Below are 18,431 nucleotides of genomic sequence, written 5' to 3' on the forward strand. Positions count from 1 at the left end.
GATTAGACTACAGAGGCAGCATAGGTTCGGTGTCACAGGGTATTAAAGACAATGTGAAACATTTGTCTGCCAAGGGCGGGCCGCCGTATTTGGCGTAAACCCCGCCGCTGCTTATCATTACCGACCGCTTACCCAAGAATAAGAGTTCTTTATGCGCCGCCTGCTGACCGGCAGTCTCGTGACCTTGCTGCTATTGCTCAACACCCTGGCACTGATTGGCCCGCTCACCGTATTTGCCCTGCTCAAGCTGGTGCTCCCCGGCCACTACCGCGACTACGCCTCCACGGCGGTGAAGTGGATTGCCGAAACCTGGGCCGAAATCGACAAACTGATCTTCGCGCTGTGCATCCCCACCCAATGGGACGTGCGAGGTGCCGCCGACCTGCGCCTGGACACCTCGTACCTGGCCGTCAGCAACCATCAGACCTGGGTCGATATTCCGGCGTTGATCCAGGCCTTGAACCGGCGCATTCCGTTCTTCAAGTTCTTCCTGAAGAAGGAGCTGATCTGGGTGCCACTGCTGGGCCTGGCCTGGTGGGCGCTGGACTACCCGTTCATGAAGCGCTACAGCAAGGCGTTTCTCGCCAAGCACCCGCACCTCAAGGGGCATGACCTGGAAATCACCAAGGCCGCCTGCGAGCTGTTCAAGCGCCAGCCGGTCACCGTGGTCAATTACCTGGAAGGCACCCGCTTCAGCGAGGCCAAGCGCCTCGAACAGCACTCCCCCTACCGCCACTTGCTCAAGCCCAAGGCCGGTGGTGTTGCGTTCGTGCTGGCTGCACTGGGCGAGCAACTCGACGCCCTGCTCGACGTCACGCTGGTCTACCCCGGTGACAAAGCGCCAGGTTTCTGGGACCTGCTTAGCGGTTCAGTGCCCAAGGTGATCATTGATATCCAGGTGCGCGAACTCGACCCGGCCCTGTGGGCTGGCGACTACGAGAGCGACCCGGCGTTCCGTCAGACCGTGCAGGACTGGGTCAACCAGCTCTGGCACGACAAGGACGCCCGCATCGAGGCCCTGCGCGCCGAGCTGCGCTGATTCAACCGATAATCGCATGGGGCAGGAAGCGGCTACTGTCCTTGGTGATCAGCGAATTGTCCTCGCGAATGCCGATACCGGCCGGTAGATCACCGACCATCCAGCTGCCGATTACCGTGTAGTTGTCGCCAAAACGTGGCAACGCCTGGAACTGCTGGATGATGCTTGGCCCACCGCCGTAAGGGCCATCTTCGACGATACGCTGCCCCTGGCCGGTATGAATCTCCACGTTCGCCCCCTCACGGGAAAAGAACGGCTTGCGCACCCAGCCCTTTTCCAGGGGCTGGGCCGGTGTCGGCTCGATAAACGCCGGCAACAGGTTCGGATGGCCCTCGTGACGCTCCCAGAGCAACGCCAGCATGCCCTTGTTGGAGAGGATCGCTTTCCAGGGCGGCTCAACGAACAAGGTGCCGCTGCCAGCAATCGCCGGGCCGAACGGGTCATTGAAGATCTCTTCCCAAGGGTAGAGCTTGAACAGGCTTGGAATCGGCGCACCGACCGGATCGACAAACTGCCCGCCCCGGCTCAGGCCGATGTCTTCCATGTCGACCAGACGCGCATCGAGCCCGGCACCCGCGGCGATGTCGCGCAGGTATTCCACCGTGCCACGGTCTTCCACCGAACCCTTCACCGAAGCGAAATAGAACGGTGTAGCAAAGCGGTTGGCCATCATGACCTGGGTCAGCTTCTCTTCCAGGCTGTTGAATTGGTCGGCATCGCCCGGCAACACACCACGGCGCATCTGCTCTTCCAACCAGAGGTACTGGAAGAAACTCGCTTCGTACAATGAGGTGGGCGTGTCGTAGTTGGCCTCCAGCAATTTGGCCGGGCCAGAACCGTCATAGCAGAGGTCCATGCGCCCGTAGAAATGCGGGTGCCCGTCACGCCAGGAACGGCGAATCAGCTCATGGTAGGCCGTCGGGATCGCCAGGCGGTCGAGCAAGGCGTCGCTCTCCACCACCTCGGCCACCAGCGCCATGCACAGCTCATGCAGCACGCGGGTCGGCTCCTCCAGGTCATCCTCGATCTGCCGCAGGCTGAACTGGTAATAGGCGCTTTCATCCCAATACGGTTCGCCATCGAAGGTATGGAAGTTGAAACCAAAATGCTCGGCGGTGGCTTTCCAGCCCGGGCGCGGGGCAACCGCTATACGTTTCATCTGCGCACCTCAGGAGCTAAAGCCACCACGCGCCGAGGCACGCGATACAAAGCCATTGTGACTGCCGATGGCGAATGGCCGGGACGATTGCGCCAATGCTGTCGGGTGCAGCGCGCTGCCAGCCGGCACCGTCGCAGGGTGAGTACCGTCCAGCGCATGCGGCAAGGAACTGAAGGGCGTCGACGTCGGGTGGTTCGGATCAAGCCCGGCGTACTGGTTGCCTGCCGCGACCTGCTCGGTCAACGAGGTAACCTTGAACGCATTGCGGCCATCACGCTCGTGGTAGATCGCCTCAGTGGAATAATGCGGCTCGGTGTCGGTGTAGTCGTAGAACCGGCTGCCGCCCGTCGACGTCGACCAGGCGCCTGAGGTGTCGTCATTACCATCGGCATACACCTGCCGGTCGACGGTCAAGGCGAACCCTTCCATCCGTGGCACGAAATTGCCGGCAAAGTTGCGCGTATCGCATTCCTGGAAAACCACCTCGCAAGCCTCAAGGCTCACGAAGCGCGGCGCATTGGCGTAATGGTGCTGCTGTGCGCCCAACCAGGCCTGCAGACAGACCTGACGGTTGATCCCGGCCATGGCGCAATGGTCGACGTCCTGAAAGCGCTTTACCTCGCTGACCACGCGGGTCGGTCGTTCGCCACAGGCAGACAGCACCAGCGGCAGACTGCCCAGCGCAATCAGCCGTACTCGTTTACTGCGTTTCATCGCGGTGCTCCCTGATCAGGCGGCGGGGGTCATGCAGGCAGCATTGAGCAACCCGATACTGATCGAGACCGCAGCCAACAGGATGGCCGAGGCCATCTCCTGACGGGCGATGCGCTCGGCCATGCCTTTGACACAGCGGTTCACCACCACGAATGCCAACAGTTGCACCACCGCCGCGATCAGCGCCCAGAGCAGGAAGTCCAGCAGCGAAATGGAATGAGAGACAGCACTGGCCACCGGAATGGCAAAGCCCACCAGCGCACCGGCCAGGGCAACAGCGGCAGGCGTGTTGCCTTCGCGAATCAGGCGCAGTTCGTTATAGGGCGTAAGACGGGTATAGATCAGCGCATAGAGCGCGAACAGCGCAGCGGCGCCACCCATGTAGACGACGAAACCGAGCACGGCCTCAGCCGGCAAGGACATCTTCAGAGCATCCATGAACATTGCAGTTTCCTATCCTTGTAAAACGGCTCGGGAGGCTACCACAGCCCCCCTCACGCGCAAACCGCGCCAGCCGGTCAGGCTGAAGGCAGTGCCGCCTGGCTACCCCAGATGGTGCCCAGGTTCTGCAACAACGAATTGGCCACGCCTTGCTGGCCAAGGAACTGCAGCAAAAGCGGGGCAAACTGGCCGATCAGGCCGGTGTCCATGCCCAACAGGCTGAAGGCGTTGTTCAGGTCGTTGGTGTCTTTCACATTGCCCAAGGCATTGCTCAGCGCCGATTGCTGACCGTCGCTCTTGCCCATCAGCGCGATCAAGCCATTCAAGCCACCCAGCGCGTTGTCACCGGTGAGCAGATTGAGCCCCGGGACCGCTTGGGTCAGCTGCGAGAACTCGTCACCACTCAACTGGTTCTTCGCCAGGCCAAGCAACGCGCCCGTGCCACCCACGGCTTGTTCGGGGGTGATGTTCAACTGGCTGCCCAGGGTGTTGAGCAGGTTCGCCGACGCTGGCGCAGCAATGACGGCAGGGCCTTCGCTGTCTGTGCCTTGCATGGCCGAGACGGCATTGGCGGCATCGCTGAGGTTAAAGGCAAAGACCGGGCTGGCGGCCAGGGTCATCAGGGTTACCAGGGCAAAGCGCTTCATCAAATGACCTCTTGAGCCTTAACGGCGGGAAACGGTCATTTGACTGGCCTGCCTCAGGATTGTTCCGTGCTGACTGACCGCCAGTGGTCGGGTGTTTTCAGCCTGAGCGTTCGCTCAGGGCGCGCGCCTCGATCCCGTCGAGCAAGGCGTCGACCAGGCCCTTGGCCATTTCTACCGAATGCATCGTGGACCAGAGAAAGCCCTTGGCCGACTCGTCGGCGGTGTCGCTGGCCTGATGGGCCGTGTCGTAGGCGCCGCGCAAGAACAGAGAGACATGCACCAGCGCATCATGGGGTTCGATACCGGGGCGCACGAGAAACATCGGATCGTGGCCGGCACCACAGAGGCCGAAGAGCGTGCTGGCGGTTGGGGCAAGGGTTTCGTGGGGTGGATCTGGAACGATTTTCTTCATGGAAAGCTCCCATTACGGTTGAGCTGGACACATCCCGTTTCCACACGAAGAGGTGGCAGCTGTACGCGGGGTGGAAAACCAGGGTAATGGGTAACCCGGCAGACCCGAAGGTCTCCCACGTACAGCCGCCATAACGACAGCCACCACATTACCGGTCCGGGTTTCCACGCCCGTTCGCCGAATTGTCAGCGACACGGGCAGCGTAGGTGGGCAACATTTCCAAGACAAGCCAATGGGTGCCGACAGCGTTCGTAGGATATTTCCTAGAACAGGTTATCTGCCAGCAATTTCATGTCATCAGGCGCTATCGCAACGTTCATGCTGTACCTAAGGGAGGCTTGCCTGCGATGGTTTCGTGGGGTGGATCTGGAACGATTTCCTTCATGGAAAGCTCCTGATGCAGGTGTAGCTGCACCCTTCCGTTTCCACACGAAGAGGTGGCAGCTGTACGCGGGGTGGAAAACCGGATGCATCAGGTAACCCCGGCAGACCCGAAGGTCTCCCGCGCACAGCCGCCATAACGACAGCCGCCACATTACCGGTCCAGGTTTCCACGCCCGTTCGCCGAGTTGTCAGCGACTCGGGCAGCGTAGGTGGGCAACATTTCCAAGACAAGCCAATGGGTGCTGACAGCGCTCGTAGGATGTTTCCTAGAACAGGTTATCTACCAGCAATTTCATGTCTTCAGGCGCTATCGCAGGCAAGCCTGCCACAGGCTGCCCGCTCTTTGTTGGAGCTGGCTTGCCTGCGATGACGTCGGTGGGGTGTCAATGCGTTCGCGGTGTCTGCATCGCGGGCAAGCCCGGCTCCTACAGGCTGGCGCGGGCTCTGTTGGAGCTGGCTTGCCTGCGATGACGTCGGTGGAGTGATCGCGAATTCGCGGCGTTTGCATCGCGGGCAAGCCCGGCTCCTACAGGTTGCGCGGGCTTTGTTGGAGCTGGCTTGCCTGCGATGGCGTCGGTGGGGTGATCGCGAGTTCGCGGCGTCTGCTTCGCGGGCAAGCCCGGCTCCTACAGTTGGAGCTGGCTTGCCTGCGATGGCGTCGGTGGGGTGTCAGCTGAAGCCAACCCCCGCTAAAAAGCGGGGGTGGCAGGGGGAATGATCAGGCGGCGCTGAACAGTTTGTGCGGGTCGATCACGAATTTCTTCGGCACGCCGGCATCGAACTCGCCATAACCTTCTGGCGCCTGATCCAGGCTGATGACTTGTACGCCCACCACTTCAGCGATGTTGATGCGGTCCCACATGATGGCCTGCATCAAGGCGCGGTTGTACTTCATCACCGGGGTCTGGCCGGTGTGGAAGCTATGGGACTTGGCCCAACCAAGGCCGAAGCGAATGCTCAGGCTGCCGATTTTCGCGGCGGCATCCACGGCGCCCGGGTCTTCGGTGACGTAGAGGCCAGGGATACCGATCTTGCCGGCTACCCGCACCACACCCATCAACGAGTTCAGCACCGTGGCCGGCGCTTCGTGCTGGGCACCAGCATGGCCATGGCCCCGGGCCTCGAAGCCCACCGCATCCACCGCACAGTCAACTTCTGGCTCACCCAGCAGGTTGGCGATCTGTTCGTGCAGCGGGGTGTCCTGGGACAGGTCGGCGATCTCGAAACCCTGAGCCTTGGCATGTGCCAGACGTACCGGGTTCACGTCACCGACAATCACCACGGCCGCACCCAACAGGCGCGCCGAGGCTGCAGCTGCCAGGCCGACCGGGCCGGCACCGGCGATATACACCGAACTGCCCGGCCCAACGCCTGCGGTGACCGCACCGTGGTAACCGGTTGGCAGGATGTCCGAAAGGCAGGTCAGGTCGCGGATTTTCTCCATGGCCTTGTCACGGTTCGGTAGTTTCAGCAGGTTGAAGTCGGCATAAGGCACCAGCACGTATTCGGCCTGGCCGCCGGTCCAGTCGCCCATGTCCACGTAACCGTACGCACCGCCCGCCCGTGCCGGGTTGACCGTCAGGCAGACGCCGGTGTGCTGTTCCTTGCAGGAGCGGCAGCGACCGCAAGCAACGTTGAACGGTACCGAGACCAGGTCACCGATTTGCAGGTTTTCGACATCACGGCCCTTCTCGATCACCTCGCCGGTGATTTCATGGCCCAGAACCAGGCCGACCTGGGCGGTGGTACGGCCACGCACCATGTGCTGGTCGGAGCCGCAGATATTGGTCGACACTACCCGCAGGATGACACCGTGCTCGATCTTGCGGCCTCGCGGGTCCTGCATTTTTGGATAGGGGATTGTTTGTACCTCGACTTTACCGGCGCCGAGATACACCACACCACGATTACCAGACATGCTTTCACCTCGCTGATTGTTTTTATGTAGCGGTGCAAAGTGCGCTACCCGGAGGCAGCGCTGAGTTACTGGATTTCTTTATTGGCAAGCGTGCTCGTCAGAGCACTACCGTGCGGTTGGCGTTCAAAAACACCCGCCGCTCAATGTGGTAACCCACCGCCCTGGCCAGGGTCAGGCATTCGATGTCGCGGCCTTTGGCGATGAGGTCTTCGGGATAATGGCTGTGATCGACCGCTTCGACGCCCTGGGCAATGATCGGGCCTTCGTCGAGGTCGTTGTTGATGTAATGCGCCGTGGCGCCCACCAGTTTCACCCCCTTGTTGTAGGCCTGGTGATACGGCTTGGCGCCTTTGAAACCGGGCAGCAGGGAGTGGTGGATATTGATCGCCCAGCCGTCGAGCTTGCGACACAACTCTGGCGACAGCACCTGCATGTAGCGGGCAAGGATCACCAGCTCTGCACCGGACGCCTCGATCACATCCAATACCTTGCGCTCTTGCACCGGTTTGTCATGGGGATCGAGGGCAAAGTGGTAGAACGGAATACGGTGCCACTGGGCCAACGGCTCCAGGTCCGGGTGGTTGGAAATCACCGCCACCACGTCCATGGACAGCTGCCCTATACGCTGGCGATAGAGCAAGTCGTTCAGGCAATGGTCGGCCTTGGAGACCATGATCACGACCTTGGGCCGGTGGTTCGGCGCCGTCAGCTCGAAGACCATGCCAAAGGCCTCACCGCGCTCGGTCAGGCCTGCGCGGAAAGCCGCTTCGTCAAAGTCATCAGGCTGGCGGAACTCCACGCGAATGAAAAACCGCCCGGACAACCGGTCATCGAACGAGTGGTGTTCGGTGACGTAGCAGCGCTGCTCGTAGAGGTAACGCGTCACCGCATCCACAGTGCCGAGCATGCTCGGGCAGTCGGCGGTGAGAATCCAGGTATCCGGGGCTCGGCTCATGCTAACGCTCCTGTCGGGTTCAGGCCTGGATGCTCAAGCCATATTCTGCGGCGGCGTCCTGCAACCACAGCCACCAGTAATCGGAGAAACTGCGACGGATCAGCAGTTCCCAGGTGTCTTCGCTGCTGCGACGGATGACCAGTTGCGACTTGGCGAACACCGTACTAACCGCTTTGCCGACCGGAAAATTGTTCGGGTGCACGTCGTAGCTGGTGGACTTCATCAGCACTTCACGCACGTTCGGGCCGCTCAGTTCCAGCAGGGTCTGGCCACCGCTGACGTTGACCACCTGAATGTGCTGGTCCTTGAGGGCGTCGCGCAGTTTCTGCTCGACGGCGAACTCCTGGCCACCGGGGACGATCAACAGCCACTCATCCGGGCCAAGCCACTGCAGCGACATGTCGCCGTTGGCGACCACGGTCAGGGCCACGGGCAACTCAAGGCCGATGGCCTTGAACACACCACCGGCGAAGGCCGGGTCGTGGCCGTTGCCACGAATAGTCAGGTGGCCCAGCAACTTCTTCTCGCGCAGGGTGACACCGGCGTTCTTGCGCCCCTTGCCAACCAGGCTCGGCAAGTCGGCGTGGGCCAGCGGCGATTCCGCCTTGGCGGCGTTGCCTGGGTGTTGCTGGTAAACGTTGATTGCGCTCATTTCAAACCTGCCTGAAATATCAAATGCTGTAGGGCGATCCGTGTGGGGCCGGCCGCGCCGGCGCCACACGTGCGCGTCAATCCTTAAACGTTCTGCCGTTCGCCTTGCGGGTCGAAGAACACCGCTGAACAGATCTCCGCTTCGATCACGCTGCCATCGGCCTGCGGCGAGAACACGCGCTCGCCCATGCGCTTGAGGCCACCCTTGACCACACCCATCGCGAACGAATAGCCCAGCGAGTTGGCGGCGTAGCTGGAGGTCACGTGGCCGACCATGTCCATCGGGATCGGTTGCTTCGGATCGAACACCAGTTGCGCACCCTCAGGCAGCCACTGGGTCGGATTGACCGGTTTGAGGCCGACCAGCTGTTTACGGTTTTCCCGTACGCAATCTTCACGGTTCATGCCACGACGGCCGATCCAGGAGAACGGCTTGGTCCGCCCGACGCACCAGCCCATGTTCAGGTCGTCCGGGGTCATCGAGCCGTCAGTGTCCTGGCCGACAATGATGAAGCCCTTCTCGGCCCGCAGTACGTGCATGGTTTCAGTGCCGTACGGGGTCAGGTTGTACGGCTTGCCCGCTTCGACGATCTGCTCCAGCACACCCATGGCGTAGTTGGCCTGGATGTTGATTTCGTACGACAGCTCACCGGTAAAGGAGATCCGGAAGACCCGCGCCGGTACCCCGCCCACCTTGCCTTCCTTCCAGCTCATGAACGGGAAGGCGTCTTTGTCCAGGTCGATATCGGTGACCTGCGACAGCAGTTTGCGGCTGTTCGGCCCGGACAGGGTCAGGGTCGCCCAGTGGTCGGTGACCGAGGTGAAGTACACCTTCAGGTCTGGCCATTCGGTTTGCTGATAGATCTCCAGCCACTGCAGTACGCGTGCCGCGCCGCCGGTGGTGGTGGTCATCAGGAAGTGGTTCTCACCCAGGCACGCCGTGACACCGTCGTCGAAGACCATGCCGTCTTCTTTGCACATCAGGCCGTAACGGGCCTTGCCCACGTCCAGCTTGGTCCAGGCGTTGGTGTAGATGCGGTTGAGGAACTCACGGGCATCCGGGCCCTGGATATCGATCTTGCCCAGGGTCGAGGCGTCGAGCAGGCCGACGCTGTCACGCACCGCCTTGCACTCACGGGCAACGGCGGCATGGATATCTTCGCCTTTGCGCGGGAAGTACCACGGCCGTTTCCACTGGCCGACGTCTTCAAACTCGGCACCGTTTTTCACGTGCCAGGCATGCAGCGCGGTGAAGCGCACCGGTTCGAACAGGTGACCGCAATGCCGGCCCGCCACTGCACCGAAGGTGATCGGCGTGTAGTTCGGGCGGAACATGGTGGTGCCCATTTGCGCCACACCAATGCCCAGCGAACGGGCGGCGATGGCCAGGCCGTTGATGTTGCCGAGCTTGCCCTGGTCGGTACCAAAGCCCAGCGCGGTATAGCGTTTAACGTGCTCGACCGACTCAAAGCCTTCGCGGGTGGCCAACTCGATAGCCGCAGCCGTCACGTCGTTCTGTTGGTCGACGAACTGCTTCGGTGCCCGTGCCGTGGATTTGTCATGCGGCACCTGGAACAACGCCACAGTGGCTTCTTCATGGCGCGCCAGCACCTTGGGCAGTACGCCGGTGACCGCCTTGAAACCGGCTTCGGTTGCAGCCCGTACACCGCCTTCAAAACCATCGGCCAGGGTATCGCCGAGGCTGTAGACACCGTTCACGCCGCCGACGCAGACGCGTCTCTGCGGGGCATCGCCCGGCACGAAGCCGAGGATGTCTTCACGCCAGACCGGCTTGCCACCCAGGTGCGAAGCCAGGTGAACCACCGGGCTGTAGCCGCCCGAACTGGCCACCAGATCGCACTCCAGCCACTCGCCTGGGCTGGTCACTGCGTGGGCTTTCAGGTCGATGGCTGCCACGCGGGCGGCTGTCACATGCTTGCTGCCACGCGCTTCGATCACCGCGCTGGAGGTCAGAATGCGAATGCCTTTGGCGCGGGCTTCTTCGACCAGCGAACCACGCGGGTTATGCCGCGCATCGGCAATGGCGACGACCTTGAGGCCGGCGTCGAACCAATCCAGCGCAACGCGATAAGCGTGGTCGTTGTTGGTCGAAAGCACCAGTTTCTTGCCCGGTGCTACGCCGTAGCGGCGTACGTAAGTCGATACTGCGCCAGCCAGCATGTTGCCCGGCACATCGTTGTTGCCATACACCAGCGGACGCTCGTGGGCGCCAGTGGCCAGCACCACCTGCCGTGCACGCACGCGGTGGATACGCTGACGCACCTGCCCCAGTGGTGCGCGATCGCCCAGGTGGTCGGTCAGGCGCTCGTGGATGGTCAGGAAGTTGTGGTCGTGGTAGCCGTTCACGGTGGCCCGTGGCAGCAAGGTCACTTCGCGCATGCCCTTGAGTTCGGCCACGGCGGCCGCCACCCACTCCGCGGCAGGCTTGCCGTCGAGGCTTTCACGGGTGTCGAGCAAGCTGCCGCCAAACTCTTCCTGCTCATCGGCAAGGATCACCCGGGCGCCGCTGCGGCCAGCCGCCAAGGCCGCTGCCAGGCCAGCCGGGCCGCCGCCAACCACCAGCACGTCACAGTGCTGGTTCATGTAATCGTAGGTGTCCGGGTCGTTTTCCAGCGGCGAACGGCCCAGGCCGGCCGCTTTGCGGATGTACTTCTCGTAGGTCATCCAGAACGACTGCGGGTACATGAAGGTCTTGTAGTAGAAGCCCGGTGGCATAAGCTTGCCACCGACCTTGCCCAGGATCCCCATCACGTCGTTGTTCACGCTCGGCCAGCCATTGGTGCTGGTGGCCACCAGGCCGGCATACAGTGCCTGCTGGGTAGCGCGCACGTTCGGCACCTGGGTGGCTTCGGTAGCGCCGATCTGCAGGATCGCGTTCGGCTCTTCGGCACCGGCGGCGATGATCCCGCGAGGGCGCGAGTACTTGAAGCTGCGCCCGACGATGTCCACACCGTTGGCCAGCAACGCGGCCGCCAGGGTGTCACCGGCATAGCCCTGATAGCTCTGGCCGTTGAAGGTGAAGTTCAAGACTTTGCTGCGGTCGATACGACCGCCGTTGGACAGGCGATTGACCTGGCTCATACCTTTTCTCCCTGACCACTGACTGCCAACTGCGGGCTGGTGTTTTTGCCGGTCACTTGTGGCTTGGCGCCAATTGGATAGGTTTCCAGAATTTCGTAGGTCACCGTGTCACGGGTGGCATTGAAGTACTGGCGGCAACCGGCGGCGTGAATCCACAGTTCGTGGTGCAGGCCGCGTGGGTTGTCGCGGAAGAACATGTAGGTGCCCCATTCCTCATCGGTGCAGGCATCCGGGTCGAGCGGGCGCGGGATGTGCGCCTGGCCAGCGGCGTGGAATTCCTCTTCGGAGCGCAGCTCGCCACAGTGGGGACAGAAGATGTGCAACATGGTCAGGTTCTCCTGTTAGTGGGCGACAGCGGCAGCGCCGTGTTCGTCGATCAGTGCGCCGTTGTAGAAACGGTCGATGGAAAAAGGCGCAGCCAGCGGGTGCATTTCACCCTTGGCCAGGCTGGCGGCAAAGACGTTGCCTGAACCCGGCGTGGCCTTGAAGCCACCGGTGCCCCAACCGCAGTTGAAGAACAGGTTCTTGACCGGGGTCTTGGAAATGATCGGGCAGGCATCCGGCGAGGTATCGACGATGCCGCCCCACTGCCGGTTCATGCGCACACGGGACAGGATCGGGAACATCTCGACGATGGCCTGCAGGGTGTGTTCGATCACCGGGTACGAGCCGCGCTGGCCGTAGCCAACCCAACCGTCGATACCGGCACCGATCACCAGGTCGCCCTTGTCCGACTGGCTGATGTAGCCGTGCACGGCGTTGGACATGATCACACTGTCGATGATCGGTTTGATCGGCTCGGACACCAGTGCTTGCAGCGGGTGCGACTCCAGCGGCAGGCGGAAGCCGGCGAGCTTGGCCATGTGCCCGGAGTTGCCGGCAGTGACCACACCGACCCGCTTCGCGCCAATGAAGCCCTTGCTGGTTTCAACCCCGATGACCACGCCATTTTCCTTACGGAAACCGGTGACTTCGGTTTGCTGAATCAGGTCCACGCCCAAGGCATCGGCAGCGCGGGCAAAGCCCCAGGCCACGGCGTCGTGACGGGCAACGCCGCCGCGGCGCTGCACGGTGGCACCGATGATCGGGTAGCGGGTGTTCTTCGAGCAGTCCAGGTACGGAATCTCGTCGGCCACTTGCTGGGCGTTGAGCAGTTCGCCGTCCACACCGTTGAGCCGGTTGGCACTGACCCGACGCTCCGAATCACGCATGTCCTGCAGGGTGTGGCACAGGTTGTAGACCCCGCGCTGGGAGAACATCACGTTGTAGTTGATGTCTTGCGACAGGCCTTCCCAGAGTTTCATGGCGTGTTCGTAGAGGTGCGCCGACTCGTCCCACAGGTAGTTGGAACGCACGATGGTGGTGTTACGGGCGGTGTTGCCACCGCCCAACCAGCCCTTCTCGACCACCGCAACGTTGGTGATGCCGTGTTCTTTGGCCAGGTAGTAGGCCGTGGCCAGGCCATGCCCGCCGCCGCCGACGATCACCACGTCGTAGACCTTTTTCGGGGTCGGCGTGCGCCACATGCGCTGCCAGTTTTCATGGTGGCTCAGCGAGTGCTTGAAAAGGCCGAAGCCCGAGTAGCGTTGCATAGTCAGTTACTCCTCAACCACTCAGCGGTAAACCGGAAAGTCTGCACACAGTGCCGACACGTTTCTCGCCACATCGGCCTCGACATCGGCATCGCCCAGGTTGTCGAGAATGTCGCAGATCCAGCCGGCCAGTGCGGTGCACTGGCTGACCTTGAAGCCGCGCGTGGTCACCGCCGGGGTGCCAATGCGCAGGCCGGACGTGACGAACGGCGACTGTGGGTCATTCGGTACGGCGTTCTTGTTCACCGTGATATGGGCACGGCCCAGGGCAGCATCGGCCTCTTTGCCGGTCAGGCCCTGACGGATCAGGCTGACCAGGAACAGGTGGTTATCGGTGCCGCCGGACACTACATCGTAGCCGCGGTCGATGAACACGCCAGCCATGGCCTGGGCGTTGTCGATCACTTGCTGCTGATACGCCTTGAAGCTCGGTTCCAGGGCTTCCTTGAAGCACACGGCCTTGGCCGCGATGACGTGCATCAGGGGCCCGCCCTGGCCGCCGGGGAACACCGCCGCGTTGAGTTTCTTCTCCAGCTCTTCGTTGGCCTTGGCCAGAATCAGGCCGCCACGTGGGCCGCGCAGGGTCTTGTGGGTGGTGGTGGTGACCACGTCGGCGTACGGCAGCGGGTTCGGGTACAGCCCGGCCGCGACCAGACCGGCCACGTGCGCCATGTCGACGAACAGGTAAGCGCCCACTTTGTCAGCGATCTGACGGAAGCGTGGGAAATCGAGGGTTTTCGAGTAGGCCGAAAAACCGGCGATGATCATTTTCGGCTTGTGTTCCAACGCCAGGCGCTCGACTTCGTCGTAGTCGATCAGGCCGGTGGCAGTGTCAATGCCGTATTGCACCGCGTTGTAGAGCTTGCCGGAGAAGCTGACCTTGGCGCCGTGGGTCAGGTGGCCGCCGTGGGCCAGGCTCATGCCCAACACCGTGTCACCGGCCTGCAGCAGGGCGAGGAACACCGCCGCGTTGGCCTGGCTGCCGGAGTGCGGCTGAACGTTGGCGTAGTCGGCACCGAACAGTTGCTTGGCACGGTCAATCGCCAGTTGTTCGACCTTGTCCACGTGCTCACAACCGCCGTAGTAACGCTTGCCCGGATAGCCTTCGGCGTACTTGTTGGTCAGGCCGCTGCCCTGGGCCTGCATCACGCGCTTGCTGGTGTAGTTCTCCGAGGCGATCAGTTCGATGTGATCTTCCTGACGCTGCTCTTCGGCATTCATCGCCGCCAGCAGTGCATCGTCATAACCCTGGATCTGGTCTTGCTTGCTGAACATCGCATCTCTCCCGGCAGCGGCATGGGCTTTCATTAGGTGGGCGGCATGACATGGACAGCGCCCTTTGGATTCGATGGTATGACCGACGCAGACAGCCCAGATGCCTATGGGCGCCACGCAAAGGTGCGTTTACGACATAACCTCGTAAGCGTCAGCCCGACAGGCAGGATAAAACCCGCGAAAAACCTTACAGCAGATGGCCCCATCGCTTGCAGGGCTGCTGGCTATACAGCAGCAGACACTTCACCGAATCTTGGTTTAGAGTGCTTGCCTGCGTCGTTTTCAGGACAGAACCATGACCGATCAAAGCCAACAATTCGCCAGCGACAACTATTCCGGTATCTGCCCCGAAGCCTGGGCCGCCATGGAAAAAGCCAACCACGGCCACGAACGTGCCTATGGCGACGACCAATGGACCGCACGGGCAGCCGATCACTTTCGCAAGCTGTTTGAAACCGACTGCGAAGTGTTCTTTGCCTTCAACGGCACTGCCGCCAACTCGCTGGCGCTGTCGTCGTTGTGCCAGAGCTACCACAGCGTGATCTGCTCGGAGACCGCCCACGTCGAAACCGACGAATGCGGCGCACCGGAGTTTTTCTCCAACGGTTCCAAGCTGCTGACCGCCCGCAGCGAAGGCGGCAAGCTGACCCCGGCCTCGATCCGCGAAGTCGCGCTCAAGCGCCAGGACATCCACTACCCCAAACCCCGGGTAGTGACCATCACCCAGGCTACCGAGGTGGGCAGCGTCTACCGCCCGGATGAACTCAAGGCGATCAGCGCCACCTGCAAGGAACTGGGCCTGAACCTGCACATGGACGGTGCTCGTTTCAGCAACGCCTGCGCCTTCCTCGGCTGCACGCCGGCCGAGCTGACCTGGAAGGCCGGTATCGACGTGCTGTGCTTTGGCGGCACCAAAAACGGCATGGCGGTGGGTGAGGCGATCCTGTTCTTCAACCGTAAACTGGCCGAGGACTTCGACTACCGTTGCAAGCAGGCCGGGCAACTGGCGTCGAAAATGCGCTTCCTCTCCGCACCCTGGGTCGGCCTGCTGGAGGACGGCGCCTGGCTGCGCCACGCCGCCCATGCCAACCACTGCGCACAATTGCTCAGCTCGCTGGTCGCGGACATCCCCGGCGTAGAACTGATGTTCCCGGTGGAGGCCAACGGCGTATTCCTGCAGATGTCGGAACCCGCCCTGGAAGCATTGCGCAACAAGGGCTGGCGTTTTTACACCTTCATCGGCAGCGGCGGCGCCCGGTTCATGTGCTCCTGGGACACCGAAGAAGCCCGGGTACGCGAACTGGCGGCAGATATCCGCGCCGTGATGAGCGCCTGACACCATCAGCGACTACAGGCGAAACCCGCCCATCTGCCGCGCCAGGTCGTCAGCCAGCTCGCGCAGGGCCTGACACTCGTCCCGGCAGCCGCGCACTTCTGCGGCGGTTTGCCGGGCCAGGTCTGAGATACCCTGCACCGTGCGGTTGATCTCCTCGGTCACTGCCGACTGCTGCTCAGTCGCCGTGGCGACCTGGTGGTTCATGTCGCTGATATGCTCCACCTGATCCGTAATGGTCCCCAGCGATGCCCCAGTGCGCTGGCTCGACGCCACACCGGCACCGGTTGCCACCTGCCCGGCCTGCATTGAGGCCACGGCATTGCCCGTGCCCTGCTTGAGCCGTTGAATCATCTGCTGGATTTCACCCGTAGACACCTGGGTACGCTGGGCCAATGTGCGCACTTCATCGGCCACCACGGCGAAACCACGACCCATTTCCCCGGCCCGCGCCGCTTCGATGGCCGCATTCAGCGCCAACAGGTTAGTCTGTTCGGAAATACTGCGGATCACCGCCAATACCTCGTCGATCGAGGCGACTTCTGCAGCCAACTCGCCAACCGCACCGGCGGCCGAGCCGATGTCGTTGGACATGCCTTCAATCTGGCTAATCGAGCGCTGCACCACCTCACGGGCGTGTTCGGCTTCATTGCGGGCAGCCTGCGATGCCTGGGCCGCATTACCGGCATTTTGCGCAATGTCCTGCACGGTCAAGCCCATCTCATGTACCGCAGTGGCAACCGTTTCGGTCATTTCCTGCTGCCGCACAGAGCGATCAGCAGTGTTGTCCACCACCTGAGTCACCTGTTCCACCGCACGGTGCAAACGCTCAGTGGTGCCCAACACCTGGCCGATCAGTTCTCGCTGGCTGTCGATAAAGCGGTTGAAGCCACGCGCCAGATCACCCAACTCATCGCTACGGCCCTCATCCAGCCGACGGCTGAGGTCGCCACCGCCACTGCCGATTGCCACCAGTGCAGCGGTTACCTGGCGGATCGGCTTGACCAGACCACGCGCCAGCCAGACCACCAGCAGCAATGACAACAGCGCCACGGCCAGGCCAATCAGGCTGGTCAACCAGACCGTCTCATGCACCTGGGCATAAATTTGCGACTCGGGCACTTCCGCCACCAGCGTCCAGTTCAGGTCGCGCAGCGGCAGGCTAAGTGCCAGGAAGGTTTCGCCATCACGCTGAAAACGCGTACTGACCACCCGCTCCTGCCGCACCAAGGCGGTTTTCGCCGCCGCTTCACCCAACTGCTCACTGAGTTGGCGTTTACCGCTGAACTCGGCCTGTGGATGCACCTGGATCAAGCCATCGCCACGCACCAGGAACACCCGTCCTCGCGCCCCGAAACTGAAGTTGTGGATCAACTCGGACAGCTCATGCAAACGCAGGCCCAGCCCGGCAATGCCAACCAGTTTGCCGTCCTTCTCTACCCGGTAGTCGATAAACAACGCCACTTCACCGGAGCTGCCATCGACGTCAATGTTGAGCATCCGTTCATCACCACTGTCGATGAAGCGGAAGAACCAGCTATCGGCCGGGTTGTCGCGACGCAGGGTACGGTCCAGGCCCTTCTCGTTGTAGTAATGATTGGAGACCGTAGAGGCAAACAGTGCCGTGAACGCGTTGTTGCGCTGGCGCAGTGCATCCAGGTACTCGGTAAAGTGCGCACGTTGGCTGGCGTCCTCGCCCTCGGCCAGCCAGTCACGCAGCAAGGTATTACTGGCGATGTCCGCCGCCGTCAGCGGCTGTCCGAGCATCCGCTCGATGTCGTTACGAATCGCCTCGATGCTCGCTGGCAGTGCCGTCTCGACCAGATAACGCTCCGTCAGCCGGTTAACCGCCAGCGTATAGATCGCGACCACCACCAGAATGCTCGCCAACAAGGCCGCACCCATGCTTGCAATCAACTTCCACTGAATACTGCGCCGCCAGAACTGCATGGAATTCCCCCGAGCAAATGACCCTGTACTGCAACAGGCAGGTCAACTGTATACACTTTGGTATCCAATTATTCCATTAGCGCGAGACAATACCCAACCGAGCAGGTGTCGGTTTTGCTTATGTAGAGGGCTCAGGACGGGGGCTAGAACGCGTTGCAGGTCACTACGCGCCCAGCGCCGGCAAAGCCGGCGCGCTCAGGCGCGCAGTACGTCGGAGGAATGGGCGATCAGTTGTTGCCGATAGTCCGGGCGATGACGTCGACCGTGGCGTTGACTTGCTCTTGATAACGGTCGAGGGCTTCCTGATGCTTGTGCTGCAGTTCGATCTGCTGCGAGCACAGGTTCAGCGCCGCCAGCACCAACAGCTTGTCGCCAATCAGGGCTGGGTACTTGCGTTTGGTGTCACCCAACGAAGCCTTGAGCATTTGCACCGCCTTGAGCAAGGTCTGCTCTTCGCCTTCAGGTGCCTTGATCGAATAATCGGTGCCCAGGATCGAGATAACATTGATCGACTGCGCGGTCGTTTTCATGCGTTGACTGCGCCACCACCGGCACGCTCAACCAGCGCCTGGATACGCGCGGCCGTAGCGCCCTGCTTCTCTTCCTGCTCCAGCAGGCTCAGTTGCAGGCTGTCGTTTTCATCCTTGGCATGAACCAGTTCGGCTTCCAGCTTGGCAGTGCGCTCAGCCAGTTCCTGATTCTTCTGTACCAGGTCGTTGACCAGTTGTTCCAATTGACTCAGGGAAGTTTCCAACATAATGCCTTCTCGGGGGTTTTTGCAGGGGGCGCACACGATAAAGAAAACTCACCGCACTCGCCAGGGATATTGGGCCAGAGGCCCCGCTTTGATGTTGATTGA

The 18,431-nt window shown here is 61.7% G+C and carries 17 protein-coding genes; 2 read left to right on the forward strand and 15 right to left on the reverse strand.

The genetic code is table 11. From position 1 onward, the window contains the following. The first annotated feature begins 151 nt into the window (after positions 1-151). Positions 152-1,039, forward strand: a complete 888-nt coding sequence (locus CS390_RS22675) for an acyltransferase (protein WP_099776051.1) — start codon at positions 152-154, stop codon at positions 1,037-1,039. 1 nt (position 1,040) lies between these two features. Here the strand turns inward: CS390_RS22675 and CS390_RS22680 are convergent, their stop codons facing one another. The 12 genes from CS390_RS22680 to glyA all read right to left on the reverse strand — a co-directional run bounded on the left by CS390_RS22680 (position 1,041) and on the right by glyA (position 14,289). Continuing rightward, the gene (locus tag CS390_RS22680; protein ID WP_099776053.1) at positions 1,041-2,198 is read right to left on the reverse strand and encodes a glutathionylspermidine synthase family protein; all 1,158 of its coding nucleotides are present in this window, start codon (positions 2,196-2,198) and stop codon (positions 1,041-1,043) included. A gap of 9 nt (positions 2,199-2,207) precedes the next feature. After that, positions 2,208-2,912, reverse strand: a complete 705-nt coding sequence (locus CS390_RS22685) for a DUF1190 domain-containing protein (RefSeq protein ID WP_099776055.1) — start codon at positions 2,910-2,912, stop codon at positions 2,208-2,210. 15 nt (positions 2,913-2,927) lie between these two features. Continuing rightward, positions 2,928-3,356 (reverse strand): DUF350 domain-containing protein, encoded by a 429-nt coding sequence (locus CS390_RS22690; RefSeq protein ID WP_099776057.1) that lies wholly within the window; start codon positions 3,354-3,356, stop codon positions 2,928-2,930. Between the two features lie 74 nt (positions 3,357-3,430). Continuing rightward, positions 3,431-4,000, reverse strand: coding sequence for a DUF2780 domain-containing protein (locus tag CS390_RS22695; protein ID WP_099776059.1), 570 nt, complete (start codon positions 3,998-4,000; stop codon positions 3,431-3,433). Between the two features lie 97 nt (positions 4,001-4,097). Beyond that, entirely contained in the window at positions 4,098-4,412 is a 315-nt protein-coding gene (locus CS390_RS22700) for a DUF3077 domain-containing protein (RefSeq protein ID WP_065760141.1), read from the reverse strand. A 1,102-nt stretch (positions 4,413-5,514) separates the two neighbouring features. Next, positions 5,515-6,714, reverse strand: a complete 1,200-nt coding sequence (gene fdhA / locus CS390_RS22705) for a formaldehyde dehydrogenase, glutathione-independent (RefSeq protein WP_099776060.1) — start codon at positions 6,712-6,714, stop codon at positions 5,515-5,517. A 97-nt stretch (positions 6,715-6,811) separates the two neighbouring features. Further along, on the reverse strand, positions 6,812-7,669 hold the full coding sequence (gene purU / locus CS390_RS22710) for a formyltetrahydrofolate deformylase (protein WP_099776062.1): 858 nt from the start codon (positions 7,667-7,669) through the stop codon (positions 6,812-6,814). A gap of 19 nt (positions 7,670-7,688) precedes the next feature. Continuing rightward, positions 7,689-8,321: a sarcosine oxidase subunit gamma gene (locus tag CS390_RS22715; RefSeq protein WP_099776064.1), complete on the reverse strand. Its 633-nt coding sequence runs from the start codon at positions 8,319-8,321 to the stop codon at positions 7,689-7,691. Between the two features lie 83 nt (positions 8,322-8,404). Then, complete coding sequence (locus tag CS390_RS22720) at positions 8,405-11,422, reverse strand: sarcosine oxidase subunit alpha (RefSeq protein WP_099776066.1); 3,018 nt, start codon at positions 11,420-11,422, stop codon at positions 8,405-8,407. Continuing rightward, the gene (locus CS390_RS22725) at positions 11,419-11,748 is read right to left on the reverse strand and encodes a sarcosine oxidase subunit delta (RefSeq protein WP_099773991.1); all 330 of its coding nucleotides are present in this window, start codon (positions 11,746-11,748) and stop codon (positions 11,419-11,421) included. Before CS390_RS22725 ends, CS390_RS22720 begins: the two co-directional genes overlap by 4 nt. A 15-nt stretch (positions 11,749-11,763) precedes the next feature. Further along, positions 11,764-13,014, reverse strand: coding sequence for a sarcosine oxidase subunit beta family protein (locus tag CS390_RS22730; protein WP_099773990.1), 1,251 nt, complete (start codon positions 13,012-13,014; stop codon positions 11,764-11,766). Between the two features lie 21 nt (positions 13,015-13,035). Then, on the reverse strand, positions 13,036-14,289 hold the full coding sequence (gene glyA / locus CS390_RS22735) for a serine hydroxymethyltransferase (protein ID WP_099776067.1): 1,254 nt from the start codon (positions 14,287-14,289) through the stop codon (positions 13,036-13,038). 295 nt (positions 14,290-14,584) lie between these two features. On the opposite strand from glyA, the gene CS390_RS22740 reads away from it, so the two are divergent. Continuing rightward, the gene (locus CS390_RS22740; protein ID WP_065760197.1) at positions 14,585-15,625 is read left to right on the forward strand and encodes a low specificity L-threonine aldolase; all 1,041 of its coding nucleotides are present in this window, start codon (positions 14,585-14,587) and stop codon (positions 15,623-15,625) included. 12 nt (positions 15,626-15,637) lie between these two features. Here the strand turns inward: CS390_RS22740 and CS390_RS22745 are convergent, their stop codons facing one another. The 3 genes from CS390_RS22745 to CS390_RS22755 form a co-directional block, all read right to left on the reverse strand. After that, positions 15,638-17,572, reverse strand: coding sequence for a methyl-accepting chemotaxis protein (locus tag CS390_RS22745; RefSeq protein ID WP_099776069.1), 1,935 nt, complete (start codon positions 17,570-17,572; stop codon positions 15,638-15,640). Positions 17,573-17,799: 227 nt separating this feature from the next. After that, positions 17,800-18,102, reverse strand: a complete 303-nt coding sequence (locus CS390_RS22750) for a cell division protein ZapA (RefSeq protein WP_065760199.1) — start codon at positions 18,100-18,102, stop codon at positions 17,800-17,802. Beyond that, positions 18,099-18,329 (reverse strand): hypothetical protein, encoded by a 231-nt coding sequence (locus CS390_RS22755; RefSeq protein ID WP_065760200.1) that lies wholly within the window; start codon positions 18,327-18,329, stop codon positions 18,099-18,101. Before CS390_RS22755 ends, CS390_RS22750 begins: the two co-directional genes overlap by 4 nt. Positions 18,330-18,431: the final 102 nt, after the last annotated feature.

The organism is Pseudomonas sp. HLS-6 (assembly GCF_002753995.1).
Classification (GTDB): domain Bacteria; phylum Pseudomonadota; class Gammaproteobacteria; order Pseudomonadales; family Pseudomonadaceae; genus Aquipseudomonas; species Aquipseudomonas defluvii.